General features: G+C 44.3%; 19 protein-coding genes. 3 read left to right on the plus strand and 16 right to left on the minus strand.

Going from position 1 to position 16,723, the window contains the following annotated elements; all coding sequences use genetic code 11:
* Nucleotides 1-24: 24 nt before the first annotated feature.
* The 7 genes from ruvX to HWQ38_RS32570 all read right to left on the minus strand — a co-directional run bounded on the left by ruvX (nt 25) and on the right by HWQ38_RS32570 (nt 5,987).
* Entirely contained in the window at nt 25-519 is a 495-nt protein-coding gene (gene ruvX, locus HWQ38_RS32540; RefSeq protein WP_334789076.1) for a Holliday junction resolvase RuvX, read from the minus strand.
* Nucleotides 500-1,756: a GNAT family N-acetyltransferase gene (locus tag HWQ38_RS32545; RefSeq protein ID WP_292802072.1), complete on the minus strand. Its 1,257-nt coding sequence runs from the start codon at nt 1,754-1,756 to the stop codon at nt 500-502. Before HWQ38_RS32545 ends, ruvX begins: the two co-directional genes overlap by 20 nt.
* A gap of 549 nt (nt 1,757-2,305) precedes the next feature.
* Nucleotides 2,306-2,512 carry a hypothetical protein gene (locus HWQ38_RS32550; protein ID WP_292802170.1) on the minus strand — a complete coding sequence of 69 codons (207 nt, stop codon included), beginning with the start codon at nt 2,510-2,512 and terminating at the stop codon, nt 2,306-2,308.
* A 143-nt stretch (nt 2,513-2,655) separates the two neighbouring features.
* Complete coding sequence (locus HWQ38_RS32555; protein WP_292802074.1) at nt 2,656-3,147, minus strand: hypothetical protein; 492 nt, start codon at nt 3,145-3,147, stop codon at nt 2,656-2,658.
* Nucleotides 3,148-3,171: 24 nt separating this feature from the next.
* Nucleotides 3,172-3,327, minus strand: coding sequence for a histidine kinase (locus HWQ38_RS32560; protein ID WP_292802076.1), 156 nt, complete (start codon nt 3,325-3,327; stop codon nt 3,172-3,174).
* Nucleotides 3,318-5,459, minus strand: a complete 2,142-nt coding sequence (locus HWQ38_RS32565) for a pentapeptide repeat-containing protein (protein WP_292802078.1) — start codon at nt 5,457-5,459, stop codon at nt 3,318-3,320. Before HWQ38_RS32565 ends, HWQ38_RS32560 begins: the two co-directional genes overlap by 10 nt.
* A gap of 183 nt (nt 5,460-5,642) precedes the next feature.
* Complete coding sequence (locus HWQ38_RS32570; protein ID WP_292802080.1) at nt 5,643-5,987, minus strand: hypothetical protein; 345 nt, start codon at nt 5,985-5,987, stop codon at nt 5,643-5,645.
* A gap of 735 nt (nt 5,988-6,722) precedes the next feature.
* Between HWQ38_RS32570 and HWQ38_RS32575 the strand changes: the two genes are divergently transcribed.
* Entirely contained in the window at nt 6,723-7,154 is a 432-nt protein-coding gene (locus HWQ38_RS32575; RefSeq protein WP_292802082.1) for a hypothetical protein, read from the plus strand.
* A gap of 126 nt (nt 7,155-7,280) precedes the next feature.
* On the opposite strand, the gene HWQ38_RS32580 is transcribed toward HWQ38_RS32575, so the two are convergent.
* From HWQ38_RS32580 to petB, 5 genes are all read right to left on the minus strand, one after another.
* Nucleotides 7,281-7,652 carry a hypothetical protein gene (locus HWQ38_RS32580; RefSeq protein ID WP_292802084.1) on the minus strand — a complete coding sequence of 124 codons (372 nt, stop codon included), beginning with the start codon at nt 7,650-7,652 and terminating at the stop codon, nt 7,281-7,283.
* Between the two features lie 104 nt (nt 7,653-7,756).
* Nucleotides 7,757-8,938, minus strand: coding sequence for a glycosyltransferase family 4 protein (locus HWQ38_RS32585; RefSeq protein WP_292802086.1), 1,182 nt, complete (start codon nt 8,936-8,938; stop codon nt 7,757-7,759).
* A 288-nt stretch (nt 8,939-9,226) separates the two neighbouring features.
* A complete protein-coding gene (locus HWQ38_RS32590; RefSeq protein ID WP_292802088.1) occupies nt 9,227-9,670 on the minus strand; it encodes an anti-sigma regulatory factor in 444 nt (147 codons plus the stop codon).
* Between the two features lie 515 nt (nt 9,671-10,185).
* Nucleotides 10,186-10,668 (minus strand): cytochrome b6-f complex subunit IV, encoded by a 483-nt coding sequence (petD, locus tag HWQ38_RS32595; RefSeq protein WP_292802090.1) that lies wholly within the window; start codon nt 10,666-10,668, stop codon nt 10,186-10,188.
* Nucleotides 10,669-10,787: 119 nt separating this feature from the next.
* Entirely contained in the window at nt 10,788-11,435 is a 648-nt protein-coding gene (petB, locus tag HWQ38_RS32600) for a cytochrome b6 (RefSeq protein WP_292802092.1), read from the minus strand.
* Nucleotides 11,436-11,843: 408 nt separating this feature from the next.
* Here petB and ctpA point away from each other — a divergent pair, with 408 nt between their 5' ends.
* Nucleotides 11,844-13,088, plus strand: coding sequence for a carboxyl-terminal processing protease CtpA (gene ctpA, locus HWQ38_RS32605; RefSeq protein WP_292802094.1), 1,245 nt, complete (start codon nt 11,844-11,846; stop codon nt 13,086-13,088).
* A gap of 212 nt (nt 13,089-13,300) precedes the next feature.
* The gene (aroQ, locus tag HWQ38_RS32610; protein ID WP_292802096.1) at nt 13,301-13,981 is read left to right on the plus strand and encodes a gamma subclass chorismate mutase AroQ; all 681 of its coding nucleotides are present in this window, start codon (nt 13,301-13,303) and stop codon (nt 13,979-13,981) included.
* A 69-nt stretch (nt 13,982-14,050) separates the two neighbouring features.
* Here aroQ and HWQ38_RS32615 read toward each other — a convergent pair whose 3' ends face one another.
* From HWQ38_RS32615 to HWQ38_RS32630, 4 genes are all read right to left on the minus strand, one after another.
* Complete coding sequence (locus HWQ38_RS32615; protein ID WP_292802098.1) at nt 14,051-14,731, minus strand: Uma2 family endonuclease; 681 nt, start codon at nt 14,729-14,731, stop codon at nt 14,051-14,053.
* Nucleotides 14,732-14,792: 61 nt separating this feature from the next.
* The gene (locus HWQ38_RS32620; RefSeq protein ID WP_292802100.1) at nt 14,793-15,494 is read right to left on the minus strand and encodes a Uma2 family endonuclease; all 702 of its coding nucleotides are present in this window, start codon (nt 15,492-15,494) and stop codon (nt 14,793-14,795) included.
* Between the two features lie 183 nt (nt 15,495-15,677).
* On the minus strand, nt 15,678-15,812 hold the full coding sequence (locus HWQ38_RS32625) for a hypothetical protein (protein ID WP_292802102.1): 135 nt from the start codon (nt 15,810-15,812) through the stop codon (nt 15,678-15,680).
* The gene (locus tag HWQ38_RS32630; RefSeq protein WP_292802104.1) at nt 15,809-16,540 is read right to left on the minus strand and encodes an MBL fold metallo-hydrolase; all 732 of its coding nucleotides are present in this window, start codon (nt 16,538-16,540) and stop codon (nt 15,809-15,811) included. Before HWQ38_RS32630 ends, HWQ38_RS32625 begins: the two co-directional genes overlap by 4 nt.
* Nucleotides 16,541-16,723 lie beyond the last annotated feature (183 nt).

The raw sequence follows: 16,723 nt of genomic DNA on the forward strand, positions 1-16,723 counted from the left end.
TTCAGAATATCATGTTAAAAGGTATCAATATTCAATAACCGCCACTGAACTGCGGGAATTGGCACGCTTAACATCCAGCCATTGTTGTAAAATCAAAGCGGCTGCCTTGCGGTCAATCAAACCTTTATGGCGTGACGGGGAGCGGTTTTCAGCTATCAGCAGTTGCTCTGCTTGAAATGAAGTTAATCGCTCATCCATATATTCCACAGGCAGTTTCAGTGCTTTAGCAAGTCTTATAGTAAATTTTTGAACTTGACGCGCCTGAAATCCTAGTGAGCCATCCATTGAATAAGGTAAGCCCATAACTAGAATTTGCACCTCGCGTTCATTAACTATTTGTCGGATTTGCTCGACATCCCGCTCAAAAGATGTTCGCTCAATTGTGGTGATCCCCGTGGCAATTAAACCCGTGCGATCGCACCCAGCTACACCAATCCGCTTGCGACCGAAATCCAGTCCCAACGCTGAAATAAACGGTTTTGCTTGTGGGGATATCACACTAATTCTCCTGCTGTGCATCTGCTGATTCCGAAATCGGCAATGCTTCCATGCTAGGGTTTTTTACCGGAAAGTTAATCGGTTCTGACAAGCTTTGCAGTGGTTTCTCTGACGATGGCAACTTTCCTGGTTGTATCCATGACATCCCACCTGGTATAGGTTTACGTGCCGGTTGTAAACCTTGCAGCATATCAGTCCACTGAATTCCTTCTAAGGAGACGAATTTAGACTCCCGTAGCTTGTGCCACACAGAACGAGACATGATTAATGTATGTTCTATGCGTTTTGCTCCAATTCCTTCCAAATACTCTTCTCGCTCTGCCTGATAGTCTGAGGAAGCTAGTTGCAACCCTTGCTGGGGAAAATCTTGGGCAATCCGAGCCAATTGAGATAGTAATTCTGGATACAGCCAAGTGTAAGCAGGATGAACTGTCAGTGTTGCAGCGTGGGGGACTTCACCCTTACGGTCAAGTTGTACCTGAAAATAGCCGATCGCAGCTTTGCGTTGGGGTTCAAATACGTAACCACTGACTACTTCTGCTTTGGTCAGCCATTGCGTCACTGCATCAGTTAAAGCGCCGAACAAACTGGTTTTAAAGTCGCGGGTATTGCGGTCAAAAACCTGACGTACTAGAGGTGGCATAGATGCCGTATCTAGTTGATATAGCAGCTGGGCATCAGCATTACTTACTGGTAAGAGGTTGGGCAAATCTGGCTCTGCTTGTGCCAATTCAACCAATAATTCTGGGCCAATTTCCCAGTATGTCATTTCTGCCAGACGCTGAAATCCATTTTGTCGATATAGTGCCAGCGCCTCAATGTCATTGATGTTAACTTCCAGTAGCCAAGTGCGAGCTTCTAAAATCGATTCAAAGCAATGACGCAAAAGTTGCGAACCAATTCCTTGTTTATCGACACCACGCTCCAACAACACTTGATCAATCCGCCAAGTGCTGCGTGTCCGGTTAAAGGGTGACACTTGAATCATCCCTAGAAGCATCCGCCCTTGCTCTGCTATGTAGGCACAGAGGCGATACTGGAGCGGGTTAGGAAACCAACTCAAAAATTTGAGTAATCCATACCAGCGACGCAGCCTTTGCATCTGGCTGATCGCAACACCTGCTCCTTGGGGAGTCAGGGCTGCGAATGACTCTTGAGTTATGCGCTCAATCCCGTCCAGATCCCGGTATTGGACTGGTCGGATAACAACGCTGAGGTTTCGGGGAAGTAATGAAGTCATTTTAATTCGAGCCGCCATTTAGCTTTCACTAACTGATCTTCAAAGGAACTGATGCAATAATATTAACTACTTTCTGCCGCTTCTAATAATCTCTGCAAATTTCACAATAGAAGAAAATCTGCATAAAGGGAGAATCGCGGTTTATGTTCTGCCTATATCAAGCGTCCTACGACCAAGCCCATAGTCAGCTTGACCTGATATTCCCAGTTAGAGATGATCAATTCAGATGAAGGACTTTAGGTATTATGTTTTTTGAAGATTAGTTCGTGTTAAGTGTAAGTTTTGTTTTCACACCAACTAAGCTTTGACATCCCGCACTAATCAAGCGTAATCTTATTCTACAGTAGAAGCATACTTGTATAACCAGAATTAGCTATTTTGTTTTCTAGATAAATCTATGTTTTAGGGCAACAGTGTTTTGCCCCTTACTATTGCGCCAAAAGGGTGATTTGAGTAATTTAATACTTAAAAAAGCAGAAAAAGCAGACCTTGTGAGAACACCATTGGCATTGACCCAACAACATCTGCCTTTATTTTATTTGAATTTTGATTAAAATTTGTATATATTTATAACCCTTGTCGAGAGACTAGCTTTTCAAAGTGGGCTTGGGTTTGATGGAGTAATTGATGGCGACTATCTACTACTGTTTGTTTCAGGGTTGGAACAAGATTGCGAGCTTGCAGAGTCATGTGAAGTTGCAGGTTGGCGACATATTCACTGAAATCTTGATTCAGTTGATCTGCGCCCGCATTCGTTAATAAATTTGATTCCATTGCCACTGTGTTCTCCTGTGTTAATCCTGTGCTGTCTCTCTTCATGACCAAAATTATCACGTTGTTTGGACTAACTTCGGAATTTGCAATGAAGTTTAACGCTTTTTCGGAATAGCGATCGCTATCGGGTTTTCATCTGCCCATTAAAATCTCAAACCAATACCACCTTGTACGGAGACAGCTGTACCACTACTATCACGATAGGCATCAAAAGCGATGATCGCGTTGCCAAAAAGGACAGTATTGCTATTTGGGATCATATAGTCAATACCTGGTTGTAAAGCAAAACTAATTTTGTCACCCACAGGAGAAGATCCACCACCACCAGCCAAGACCAACCCAGCACCCAGGTAGGCATCAGCTTGCCAGTTGAGGGGGAAATCGTAAGAAACCGTTGGTACAACTGCCGTATTATTACCAATTAACACTTGGGCGCGGAGTGAAATCGGTGCTTCCAAAAGCTTGTAGCGTCCCGCTATCACCCCTCCGAGTTGGATACCATCAGTAATACCAATAGCCGGGCCTATACCGATATAACTGCCATAGGCTACTTGAGCTTGCACCGGTTTAGTACTCGCCAGACTCAAGACCAAACCAGCCCCTAAAACTGAAACCAAACATGGAATATACTTCATAACCGAACTCCTCACACCAATTTGTCATTTGTCATTTGTCATTGGGCATTGGGCATTTGTCATTGGGCATTGGGCATGGGGCATTGGGAATTGGGCATTGGTTATTCTCCTTGTCTCCTTGTCTCCTTGTCTCCCTGCTCCCCCTGCTCCCCCAGCTCCTCCTCTCAATTCTACGGGCAACGCGGATGAATGCCTCCTTGAGTACAAATGTATGCTAATTGCTTGGAATCTAAATTTTTGGCTTGAGAAAAATCAACCCCTTGGACTACGGCAGATACTGAGCCTAAATCTGGGGTTTGGACAAATTGATCTGCTGGATCTTGTTTGCTAGGGGCGAGAATTGCCCCCTTAAAATCTGCTCCGGCGACATTCGCCCCCCGTAAATCGGCAAAACTCAGATCGGCATTTTGCAAATTAACGTTTTCCATCTGGGCAGAACGCAAAACAGCACCAGTTAGACGAGTGGCGCTCAAGTTAGCATTACTGAGATTAGCACGATCCAAATAGGCTCCTGATAAATCTGCCCCTTGCCAATCAGTGTTAGTTAAGTTGGCAAAGGATAATTGCGTTCCTATAGCACTGACACGACCTAAACGCGCCGCGTACAAATTGGCTTCGTTCAAGTTGGCATCGCCTAAATCTGCTCCAGTTAAGCTGGCTTTTTCCAAAACTGCGTTTTGCAGATTGGCTCCTACTAGTTGGGTGCTGTTGAGTTTAGCCTCAAATAAACGCGCGTTGGATAAGTTGGCTTTGTTGAGAGTGGCGCGGCTCAAATCGGTACGGTTCATCAAGACGCGACTGAGGTTAGCATCAGTCAGATTGGCTTGCTGCAACTGAGCTTGGCTTAAATCAGCGATCGCATCGTCATAAGTATCCCAGCGTCCATCTTCACCCACGCCCCGAAAGCGGCTACCCTTCAAACTGGCTTGGTTAAGATTTGCAGATTTTAACTTAACTCCTGATAAATCAATATTGTCTAGCACCAAGTTAAAAAAGGAACTTCCTGGAGTACCGCTTTGACCTAATTGGGTGCTACTAAGGTCAACGCCCTCGGTTTTACCACTGTAAACAGAGAGAATCTTGTTGATCGTCCCCTGATTTCTTTGTAGTCGCCCTTGCCGCAATTCCCGTTCTTCGGTTGCAGCGCTACCCACAGACTCCAGTTCGCTAACCAAAAACTGATTCTTATTTTTTAGTTCCGGGATGGCTTGAGGCCCGACAGTTGTCAAAGCTTGTTGAATTGTATCCAGGAGGCTGGGGTTGGTTTCGCTAACCAAGAGATCCGCCAGAAATTTAATAGACTGTGGGTCATTAAGACCACCAATAGCCAGAATTGCACTTTGGCGTTGCTGATTAGTCGCCCCAGAGTTAGGACTCAATGGTTTGATAAGTTCGAGGAACTGTTGGCTGTTGATTTGCTTAGTTGCTCGCTGGGATTGTTGAATTTGGATATAAACTTGAGTGCCGATTAAAGTTGCTAACACAGCAGTCATGCTCGTCAGCCCTACCCCAAACAAAATCAGATTAGGATTTTGCTGTATCCGCCGCCACAGATTCGGCGACTGATTGGTTTGGGCTGCCGCTAATTCTTCATCTCCCTCCTGCCATTCTTCTGCTTGATCATTACCGCCAGCAGACTGAATTTGTTTGTTCCTAGGTAAGAGTCCATCTATTGTATAAGTGCCTGCGAGTTGATCATGCAGTGCGCGACGCCCCTGGCGCGACGGTAAGCCGATCCCTTCACCCACAATCATTAACAAAGACAAAAATGTGAATAATCCTAAATTCGGAAAAGCAAAGCTGTAGCGCCACAGCAGATAAGCGATGGAAATGGGTACAGTCCAACGCCCAACGCCTTCTCTAATCACAACTGCCCCCAATCCGGGCGGCTTCCCTTGCTGGTTCACAACCCGCACTTTTAACCAACGTTTAGGAATTGTGCTACCAGTCTTAGCTAGTAAATACAATTGCCACCACGAGAGAGTTACAGGCGCTAACAGGGCGATTGTCCATAAAATATTAGTCGGCCATGCAACGTTAGGGATGCCATAGCTCACAGGCAGAGCCAGGGGTCTGGCGATCGCTCTTTGGGTTACTATCAGCACGGGGTTAAGCGGCACTCGATTCAGATCGCTTCGAGAATTGGCATAGACACCAATGCCGAAGGGAATCAACCCACTGGCAACTACTAGTGTGATTTCAGCCGCCCAAGCAGCAAAACGCCTACCTGCTAGCAACAGCGACTTGGCTTTTTCCGGTTCTTTTGACTGACCAGATTGATTCCTACTTCTCCTGACAGTTGGTGTCGTCATCGCATAATTCCCTTTGATATTATTTCTACGCCGCGATCGGCACAATTAAAATAGACTAAGCTAATTGGCAAAAAGAAAAGCATATTGAAATAGAATTTATGGAGTTATAAGTCAGGAGCCGTTTGTATTCTGGCTCCTGACTTTCATAACTCCGGGCAGAATGCAAGGCAAATGCATATCAACTTATTGCTTACGTTGAAAGCTACTAGAGACAAAAAATTTGTATCCAACATACACTAACCCCGCCAAAAGTGCCAGAGTGATTACAGATGCAACCAGTTTAAACACTGTTTGCAGCATCGCCAAGCCCACTAGCACCGTCACACCCGAAACTACCAGCTTTTTCGCCCCAGATAAGCTCTTAAACCAAATCTGAAATCGCTCCAGTTGCAAGTTCAAGTTCCCAAAAACAGACTGAGGCGTTTGTTTTTGTTCTTGTGGTTGTGGAACTACCCCCGGTGGGGAATTAATCTCTGCCTCTAGCTTATTGAGGCGACGCTGTAAGTCTTCTTCAGGTTGAGGATTCATCAATTTTTTATCCCTCAGCTAAGTCACTTGTTCAACAACAGACCAACCAAATTCTATTTTTGGTGGTTGTCTTAGTGATTTTAGCTAATGTCTGTGCGTGCAAGAACTTTCTGGACAAATAAAATTTATTATGATGATTTTTAGAATCCTACTAGCTTGTTACGGATTCAAGTGCGGAATCTAGGTAGGATTTACGCATAAGAAATCCCCCAACCCCTTTAATTAATAAAGTTGGCTCTTTCATATCTCCCCCTTTTTAAGCTATCCATTAGTCACATCTTTCTTTACAATCTTGAAACGCTTGTTTTATAAGTATCTTGAGCACTGAGGTATCAGGCATACTTGACAAATTAGCTCTTAGTCTTCTCGCTAAAATTAGGTTTTTATTGAGAATGGACAACGAAGGAATAAGGTTTAGAAAAAACGTGAGCCTTCGCTCTCGCAAATGTTAAGAAAGATCGGGGTAATGGATAGCTTTTTAAGGGGGATCGAGGTTTCAGGTTTTGAATGCATAAGTCTTAGTAGGGTGAAATATTTTGGTACAGAAGTGCCACCTAATATAGATAATTTGCACGATTGGTGGTTTCTAGAACCCATTAAATCTTCACAACCAATCCTGAAGTTAATGGTATTGCTTTATACAGCAGCTTTTGGAACCAAGACGGATTGCTGTCGTCTATTAAATCACTACTGCATAACAATATTGCTCTAAAAAAATCTGGAGCATTAATTAAAATGAAGAAGCTTAGGCTACTTGCAATTGTTCCCACAGCTTTGGCGATGAGTTTGGTTTTTACTGAGGCTAATTTAGCACAGACACCAACAATCCAAATTCATCAAAATTTACAACCAGATCCACTGGTTTTGAACGGAAAGTCTGGCGGAACTGTCAAAAGTAATTGTGGCAATATTAGCGCTGAACCCAATCAAGTTATTCAGGTTACAGAGTCACTACCTTATTTGCGATTAACAGTAGAGAGTCAAGGGAAGCCAACGCTGTTGATTGACGGACCTGGGGGGCGCTTTTGTGTACTAGCAGATAGTTACTCTGGAGGCAAGTCAGAACTTTCTGGTTTCTGGCAGGCAGGAACATACTCGCTGCATGTGGGCGAACTATCCAAACAAGAGTATAGCTACACGCTCTCAATCTCGCAAAAAAATAAATAATTATAAGTCACTTGTACTGAGCTGTTCGACAGGCTAACTGTGAGACGTTGCCCTTGGCGTAGCCTCTGGTAGAGAAAGTATTTGTCCTTTACCAATGACCAATGACCAATGACCAATGACTAATGACTAATCTTCCAGTGATTGGGCTGGAACTTCGACAGCAGTCACATCAATTGTGCCTTCTGGTGTCAAGCGCTGAAAATGACTATTTTGGACTAACAGTGACTCCCCACAGTTAGGACACTGCAACTGACTGTTATTTAAACCTGTAAATTCATATCGACAGACGGGACACTGATCAGCAACCAAGTTGCGTTGCAGCCACCAACGAAAGCCAAAAAAAGCCACAATGGGTGCCAAAAACAGCAACCCGAAAATAATTAGCAACGAATTAACCAACCAACCCAAGCCCAGTGATGCCAGTAACCAAATAACTGCCAGCAGGGTGAGCCAAGGGCGGAGATTTAAAAGATTCAATTGAAATGACTTAAAGCTCATTTTTTAAATGTCGTCCTGCTCTCCTTCTAGGATAGCGATTTTAGTCATTGGTCACTTGATACTGAGCGAAGCCGTTGGCGCAGCCTCTCGTAGAGAAGTATTTGTCATTTGGACTTGATTACTGAGGATAGAAGTATTTTTTGCAAGTGCTGTTGGAAGGCATCTATGCCAAACAGTGCGATCGCCTGTTCTCGCAGCCACTCTCCATCACATCGCTGGTCATCCCCTTGAAGCATTTCTATACAAGCTGCTGCTACAGCATTAGGATTGCGGTGTGGTACTCGCCATCCCAGTTTACCATCCTGCAAGGGATCAGCAGAGCCATCGTCGTCACCGGATAATACAGGTATTCCACAAGCCATTGCTTCCAGATAAACAATGCCAAAGCCTTCTTGCGAAGGCATAATATAGGCATCAGCAAGGCGGTAATGTTCGATTAATTCTTCTGTGGCAACGTAACCAGCAAATACGACGCGATCGCTAACACCTAAATTTTTTGCCAGTTTCGCTAATCGCGGTTGGTCATCACCGCGACCAATTACCAAATATTTCACTTCTGGGAAAACTTGAGCGATTTGTGGTAATGCCCGAATTGTGACATCTACACCCTTGTAAATATCCCCTGACCATAACCGCGCTACTGTCATTAACACTTTAGCACCAATTAAGCCATACTTCTTTGCTAATTCTGGCTGTTTGGAACCAGGAGTAAATTTATCCCCATCAATTGCACAAGGCATCATCTCTACCATTTTCGGGTTTAGACTATTAGCAATACAAGTGCGATCGCGGCTATAGCGACTAATTGCCCAAATTCCACCTGCTGATGTCAGGGCGCGATGTTCTTGATTTTTGAGCGGTTCCCAGACTTCTTTGCCGTAAGTTAGCACTGTGTAAGGAATCCCTAAGGGCTGACAAAGAATTTGTACTAATACTGCTAAGTTAATATGACCGCAGAAAACTTGCTGCGGACGGCTTTGCAACAAACACTTAACTAAAGCGGCTGCCATTTGCAGTCTTCCTAAATCGGGAGACTGATTTTTAAAGTAATGAAATTTTAAGTTCTCCTGTTCAAACGGATTTAAGCTATCAGGACTATCTCGTAGCAAAAATACTTCCGCTTTGTAACCTTGCCTCAATCCCAGATAGGCGCAAAAAATATCTTTTATATATGATTGAATACCACCTTCCTGGGCAAAAATTTCTAAAAACACGAAGACATGGTTAGTTTTTTTGTTAACTTTATCACCTAATTTTAGGTTTTTTGTCGCTCTAGTGATATGCATATTAGATTATTTATACTCGCGGTTAGGGCGCGATGTCTACGACGGGCTATGCCTACGCACCGCTTTTTCACATCTACCCTACAGCTAAAACTGGGGGTTCCCGTGTGCCATTGTAATCCAAATAAGATTGAAAAAAGAGTATACTTTTATCAATCAAATAACTATATAGTTGATTTATTTTATATTAAAAAAAGCATGGTTTGGGCAAAATCTAGGTAATAATCCAGACATCTGCTGATATTTACAGAAATATTACCGAGCAGCTTCCAACCCTTGACTGCTTCAGTTTTACGTTTGTGCTTCTACAGAGTATTTGACGATGAGCAGGCAATTTCTCCCATCTGCACCACGCTCGTATACAACACGGTCAGCTAACCGCCGCAGGAGAAACCATCCATACCCGCCTACTTGCAGTGTACCTGGCTCTGGCTCTGCGATCGCATCAGGATTGAAAGGTTTTCCATAATCCCAAATTCTAATCTCTAGTCGGTCAATCCAGAGATAAACGTTAATTTCAATGGTTGTTTCCGGGGGTAAAGCATGATGAGCATGACGAACAGCGTTGGTAAAGCCTTCTGCTAATGCTAAATTGAGGCGATCAAGTTGGGTTTTTGACCAGCCAAGTTGAGACAAATGTTGCAGACAAAATTGCTCGAACCATTCTTGCACCTGGTTTAGGAGACTGAGTTCGCTCTTAACCGTCAGATGGTCTTGCTGCACTATGCTAAACATTAACTGTGACTTAAATATAAGTAAACCCAAGTTGCTAGTTATTAAATTTTGCCAATAGTGCAAAATTTCTCTGATATAGAAAAATCTTAATTGAGATATTCTGTTTACCAAAATACAAAAGATCATCGATTTTGGCGTTTCGAGGGTTGTAACTAGCAACTTACGTTAAGTAAGTGAAAAATGTTTGTATTTGTTAACTCATCCCCCGGCTTGAAGCCGGGGGGAAATCGAAGTCATTAGTTATTAGTCATTAGTACCAATGACCAATGACTTTTGACTAATGACAATGGAAAGGCGGGCGGCTATTCCGGACACCCCTCTTGTTGGGATGGGATTCCCGCCGATTTTCGTTGACTTTTGGTGATTTCAGACTTGAGAATAGCTTTTTCATCCAAAACTTAAAATCCCAGATGCAATCTCAACTATGAAAATTGACGCCTGTTGATTGGTTTCAAAAGCACATCTGCATCTGCTCTTGAAACTCACAGGCGTCAAAGCACTTCCTGGTGACTAATTTAGAATAGTCCCAAGGTCAAAGATTTATCCAATGGTAAGGCAGCACCAATACCCAGCCACAGGGTGACAAGAGTACCAACGAGGAATACTGTGGTTGCAACTGGACGACGGAAAGGGTTTTGAAATTTATTGACGTTCTCAATAAAGGGAATGAGAATTAGCCCGACTGGAACCGAACCCATTGCTACCACTCCTAAAAGTTTGTTAGGGAGTGATCGCAAAAGTTGGAAGACTGGATACAAGTACCACTCCGGCAAAATTTCCAATGGTGTGGCGAAAGGATTTGCTGGTTCACCGGTCATCGCCGGGTCTAGCACAGCTAGAGCCACAATCGCAGCGAAGGAACCCATGATCACGATGGGAAACACGTAAAGTAGATCATTAGGCCAAGCGGGTTCACCATAGTAGTTGTGACCCATGCCTTTAGCGAGTTTGGCTCTTAACTGAGGATCGCTCAGGTTAGGTTTTTTTTGTGTTGACATTTTGAAATATGCTCTCCTGCTTAAGTTAAATTAAAGCATTTGTGAAAGCTATCAGCTACTAGGCAACCTTAGCCTTGATCTGAAAACTGACAAATGTTGTCTTTCGCTAATAGCTGATATTACAAAGGACCGGAAATACCTTGCTTGCGGATCATCAAGAAGTGAAACAGCATGAAGACCGCAATCAACCAAGGCAACACAAAGGTGTGGGCGCTGTAGTAACGAGTTAGTGTTGCTTGACCAACACTCGAACCGCCACGCAGCAGGTCGGAGATGAGAACGCCAACCACGGGAATTGCTTCTGGTACGCCGCTAACGATTTTCACAGCCCAGTAGCCAATTTGATCCCAAGGTAGGGAATAGCCGGTGACTCCAAAGGAAACGGTGATCACAGCCAGGATGACACCACTTATCCAGGTCAATTCGCGGGGCTTTTTGAAACCACCAGTCAGGTAAACCCGGAAGGTGTGCAAAATCATCATCAATACCATCATGCTGGCAGACCAGCGATGAATGGAGCGAATTAGCCAACCGAAGCTGACTTCATTCATGATGTACTCCACTGAGGAGAAAGCTTCAGCTACTGTTGGTCTGTAGTAGAAGGTCATGGCAAATCCAGTGGCAAACTGGATGAGAAAGCAAACCAGGGTAATTCCACCCAGGCAGTAAAAAATATTGACGTGGGGAGGGACGTACTTGCTAGTGACATCTTCAGCGAGTGCCTCAATTTCTAGGCGTTCCTCAAACCAGTCGTAAACGTTGGCCATACAATCTCAAGTCCCTAAGAATCGGTTGCGGTTGATAAATCTCGAAGTTCTGAATCGGCAGAAGCCTTCGCTCAGACTTCTCTCCCAATTAGCAATTTTGGGATTTTCGTAAAGGTGAGTTTTTTTTGGAAAGCTTGTCAGCTTTTAGCGTGCTAAGAGACTTCAGAAACTTTACACTCTGTAAAGATGGAATATATTGCGATCTCTTTACGCCCCTACACACAAAATGGTGGACACAAAGTAGATTTTATCCTTTGGTGAGTGGATACGATGCCTCAGTTGACTGAACAACTTGATGAGAAAAATGCACCACTTCTATAAAAAAAGTAACATAATCGAGAGATAGATTTCATCAACAACAGGGCAAGTGGGCATTTCTAGGCAATTTGGGTTGAGGTGAAATTGATAATGGGGTTCATGAATAAACAAGTCTTTCGGGTTGGATTTTCATTGTTAATGGCGTTTTGGTTGGCGTTGGGTACGCTCACCCAGCCGGCGGTGGCTTTGACAACGGAACAAAAGCTGGTTTCGGAAGTTTGGCGAATTGTTAATCGCACTTATCTAGATGAGACGTTTAATCATCAAAACTGGGCGGCTGTGCGGCAAAAGGTTCTGGAGAAGCCGCTCACGGACTCAAATGCCAGTTATACGGCAATTGGGACGATGCTTAAGAGCCTCGATGATCCTTTTACCCGCTTTTTAGATCCAGAACAGTACCACAGCTTGCAGGTCAATACTTCTGGGGAACTGACTGGGGTAGGATTGCAAATTGCCTTGAATCCTCAGACTGGAAAGTTGGAAGTAGTGGCTCCCATCGCCGGTTCACCAGCAGATAAAGCCGGGATTAGACCACGCGATCGCATTCTCAAAATTGAAGGCGTTTCTACAAAAAATCTCACCCTTGATCAAGCTGCGACCAAAATGCGCGGCACTAGTGGCAGCCTTGTTACTCTTTTGATCGAACGTGACGGAGAGGCAGAAAGGGAAATTAGACTCACACGCGATCGCATTGCTCTTAACCCTGTGGTTTCCGAATTACGTGTTTCCACTGAGGGTACACCCATTGGCTACCTTCGCCTGACTCAATTTAATGCCAACGCTTCAACGGAATTGGCACACGCTATTTCTAGTCTAGAAAAAAAAGGCGCTGCTGCCTACATTCTGGATTTGCGAAATAATCCTGGGGGGCTATTGCAATCAGGAATTGAAATCGCCCGTTTGTGGTTAGACTCCGGTACCATCGTCTACACTGTTAACCGACAAGGCATTCAGGGTAGTTTTGAAGCCTTTGGCCCAGCCCTGACCAATGATCCTCTGGTGATTTTAGTCAATCAAGGAACAGCCAGTGCCAGCGAGATTCTCGCCGGCGCACTCCAAGATAATGGTCGTGCCCAGTTGGTAGGCGAAACCACCTTTGGAAAGGGCTTAATTCAATCCTTATTTGAATTATCAGATGGTTCGGGCTTGGCAGTGACAATTGCTAAGTATGAAACTCCTGAACACCGGGATATTAATAAATTAGGTATTAAACCGGATAAAGTGATTTCCCAAGCGGCCATTAACCGCGAAGAGATTGGCACCCAAGCAGATTTGCAATATCAAGCAGCAGTGGAACTTTTGCTTAAAAACTCCGTGATGGCGGGAAAGGCGTAAAAAGAGACGCGATTAATCGCGTCTGTACAGGAGTTAGGAGTTTGCCTTGTTCCCAGTCTCTGACTGGGAATAACCAGAATGCAACAGTTTTTTATGGTGAACTTGCTTTTTGTCAGTAACTATGAGATATTTTGTCTGAGATTGAAAATACTGTATTCCTATCGAATTACTGAAAATTATTGCTAAGTAGCAGGGTGTATAAACTTTTTGACATGAATTTAAGTTTTTTCAGAAAGCATCCACTGTTGTTTGTCATCATAACTTTCTTTGGGCTTTTTTCCAGTAGTACAGTAGTTGCTGCCAACTTAAAATTATATTTCGCTGCTCAGAACTCTGGGTCAGTAAAATCAGCAAATCCTCAAGCTATTGCGATCGCAGATCAACAACTACCTGTAGATAAATTACTAAAATTGATCCAGCAGCGATTACTAATTGCACATGATGTAGCCCGGTGGAAATGGAATCACAAACGTCCTATTGAGGATCGAAAGCGGGAACAAGAGTTACTATTAAAGGTTAGGCAACAAGCAACAACCCATAGTCTAGAACCCGATACAGTTGCAGCATTTTTTCAAGCACAAATAGAAGCAGGAAAACTCATCCAAACAGTTGATTTTCAAAACTGGCAAAAGCAAGGCATTAAATCTTTTCCTAACGTGCCAGACTTAAACCAGACATTGCGACCATCGTTAGATAAATTAAACACAGAATTTGTCTTTGCTTTAAAAGAACTGACTCCTGTTCTAGGTTGTCCGCAGATACGGCAATTAATTCAGTCACGTTCCCAGGTAATTATTCAGGGAGATGGTATTGATCAGCGAGTCCAGACCCTAGCAATTTCACCCCTGCTGCAATTTCAAAGCGCTTCTTGCAAAGTGGGTAACTTCCGTTGATCGGGTTAGCGACACCTAATGCCAATTATGTATCTAAGATGTGCCAAATTATCCATCCGATTGGACTGCCTAGGTTAACTGCTGCACAAAGGCTTGATGTTCGATAGAATTCACCCCTGCCTGTAATACGCTTAATACCTGTTGCATATCACCCGACAGCAAGGCAGATTGATCTAACCACAATCCCGGAAAGACTCGACTTTGAATCACACCTGCCGTATCGGGATGCAAATTTGTATACTCTCCTGCTTCTAAGTGGAACCAATCGATGCGCTGCTCAAACACCTGCCACACGAGGTACTCCTGTATGCCATTCCGCCGATAAGCACGCTTTTTGTCACCCAAATCAACCGTGGCACTACTGGCGGCAATTTCGGCAACCAGTTCTGGCGCTCCCTCGACATAACCATCCTGGCTCAGATGTGATTGCCCACCCGCCTGAGCATCAATCAATAACACCGCGTCGGGTTGGGGTTCATTGTCCAAGTCAAGGCGAACGGTTGGGTTATCACCAACACGCACTCCTGGGGTCATGGCCTGATACACTCCTAGCCAGGTTATGACTCTAGCATGAGGTTCAGCATGGGGTTCAAAACGCAGAGGTGAAGCCATGTAGACAGTTCCTTCAATCAATTCGGCTTTTTTCAGCTTTGGCATGGCGCTGTAGCGCCGCTCAAATTCAAAGCGGGTTAAGCGATCGCCATTTTCCAATGGGGGAACTGTCAAACGCCAAAGTGAGGAACGAGGCATAATTATCACAGGGACAATTTATTTTTATCCTACAATAACTGTGATTTTATCGTTTATGCCGTTATCCATCCGATTCGACTGCCTGGGCTAACTGCTGCACAAAGGCTTGATGTTCGATAGAATTCACCCCTGCCTGTAATACGCTTAATACCTGTTGCATATCACCCGACAGCAAGGCAGATTGATCTAACCACAATCCTGGAAAGATTTGACTTTGAATCACACCTGCCGTATCGGGGTGCAAATTTGTATACTCTCCTGCTTCTAGGTGGAACCAATCGATGCGCTGCTCAAACACCTGCCACACGATATACTCCTGTATTCCATTCCGCCGATAAGCACGCTTTTTGTCACCCAGATCAACCGTGGCACTACTGGCGGCAATTTCGGCAACCAGTTCTGGCGCTCCCTCCAGATACCCATCCTGACTCAGATGTGATTGTCCACCCGCCTGAGCATCAATCAATAACACCGCGTCAGGTTGGGGTTCATTGTCCAAGTCAAGGCGAACGGTTGGGTTATCACCAAGACGCACACCTGGGGTCGCAATCTTATAAGTCCATAACCAGCCCATCAAGTCACCATGAGGTTCAGCATGGGGTTCAAAACGCAGAGGGGAAGCCATGTAGACAGTTCCTTCAATCAATTCGGCTTTTTTCAGCTTGGGCATGGCACTGTAGCGCCGCTCAAATTCAAAGCGGGTTAGGCGATCGCCGTTTTCCAAGGGGGGAACTGTCAAACGCCAAAGCGAGGAACGAGGCATAATTAGGGCAGCGACAATTTATTTTTATCCTACAATAACTGTGATTTTATTTTCTGATGGGGACAACGGTAGCTGAATCACAAATTCAGTTCCTTTGCCAAGTTGAGAATTCACATTGATTGCTCCGCCATGTTTTTTTCCAACAATTTGACGAGCGATGTCTGACAACAAGCCGCTTTGCGTCTACGCTAGTCCTAATCCTGTTCCTTTGCCGACAGCTTTCGTGGTAAATAAATAGTCAAATACCTTTTGTTTGACCTCTTCAGTCATTCTCTTACCATTAGACATAGGAGTGAAAATTACGTAGGCAGAATTCATGAATTGTGCCTACCAAGGATTTCGGGTAAATCCAGAGAGGCGAGGTGTTGATAAGCTTGATCTATGAATCGCTTGCCTCTGAGAAAGCCTGTATTAGCTCCCGGACATATGTAGCAAAGAGTTTCCGATGTAAAAGTTTCTAACAAGAATCGAAGACTCTGAATTTGCCTAGGCCAGTGAAAGGTTTTCGCTGTCCGTAATGGTACTGGTTGACCCTGTTGGTTAGGGACTAAATGGCGACCAGAAAACAATATACCTCCAAGCTCTGTGTAATAGAGGCAAGATGAACCAGGAGAATGTCCTGATGTCCAAATCACTTGTATTGCGGCATCAAGAGTAAATTCCTGCCTAAAGGTAGTTACGGTTAAGCCTGGTAATAAATAAGCTTCTTGCTCTTGAATCAGCACCTCGCAGCCAAAGATTTGCTGAATTTCAGCCGTCTTGCCAATAGCGCCTCGATGGGTGATAAATAACCAACGCACGCCTCCATGCACTCTTAAAAAATCTTGATTTGTTTGGTCTAAGGCAGGGCAATCTATGAGGATATTGCCTTCATTTCTTACAATAAGATAAGAGGTTCCTCCTAATGTGTCCCGATTGGGTGAAAAGGCAAAAATGCTCTTTGGGGCGAAGTCCGATTGCAGAGAACCTCCGCTAGGAACTTCGTCAGGGAAGACAGCCCGTGGTGGCTTAGTTATATGACTTGGCACTTGTGGTAAAGGGCACATTATAAAAGAACCGAAACTGAGGAGTTGTGGATAATTTTGTTACAGTGTGGAAATTCTGAAGAATTGCAACTTCAGGGTTAACTAGCGCTGTTAACCGTTGTGAATAAAATTGGGGTTTGAAGTCTGCCTTGTAGTTAATGCTATGGTGCTGAAGCTACTGGTGGGGCGTTTTGTCCAAATTAC

The sequence above is a fragment of the Nostoc sp. NMS7 genome (assembly GCF_017115085.1).
In the GTDB taxonomy this organism is placed as follows: domain Bacteria; phylum Cyanobacteriota; class Cyanobacteriia; order Cyanobacteriales; family Nostocaceae; genus Nostoc.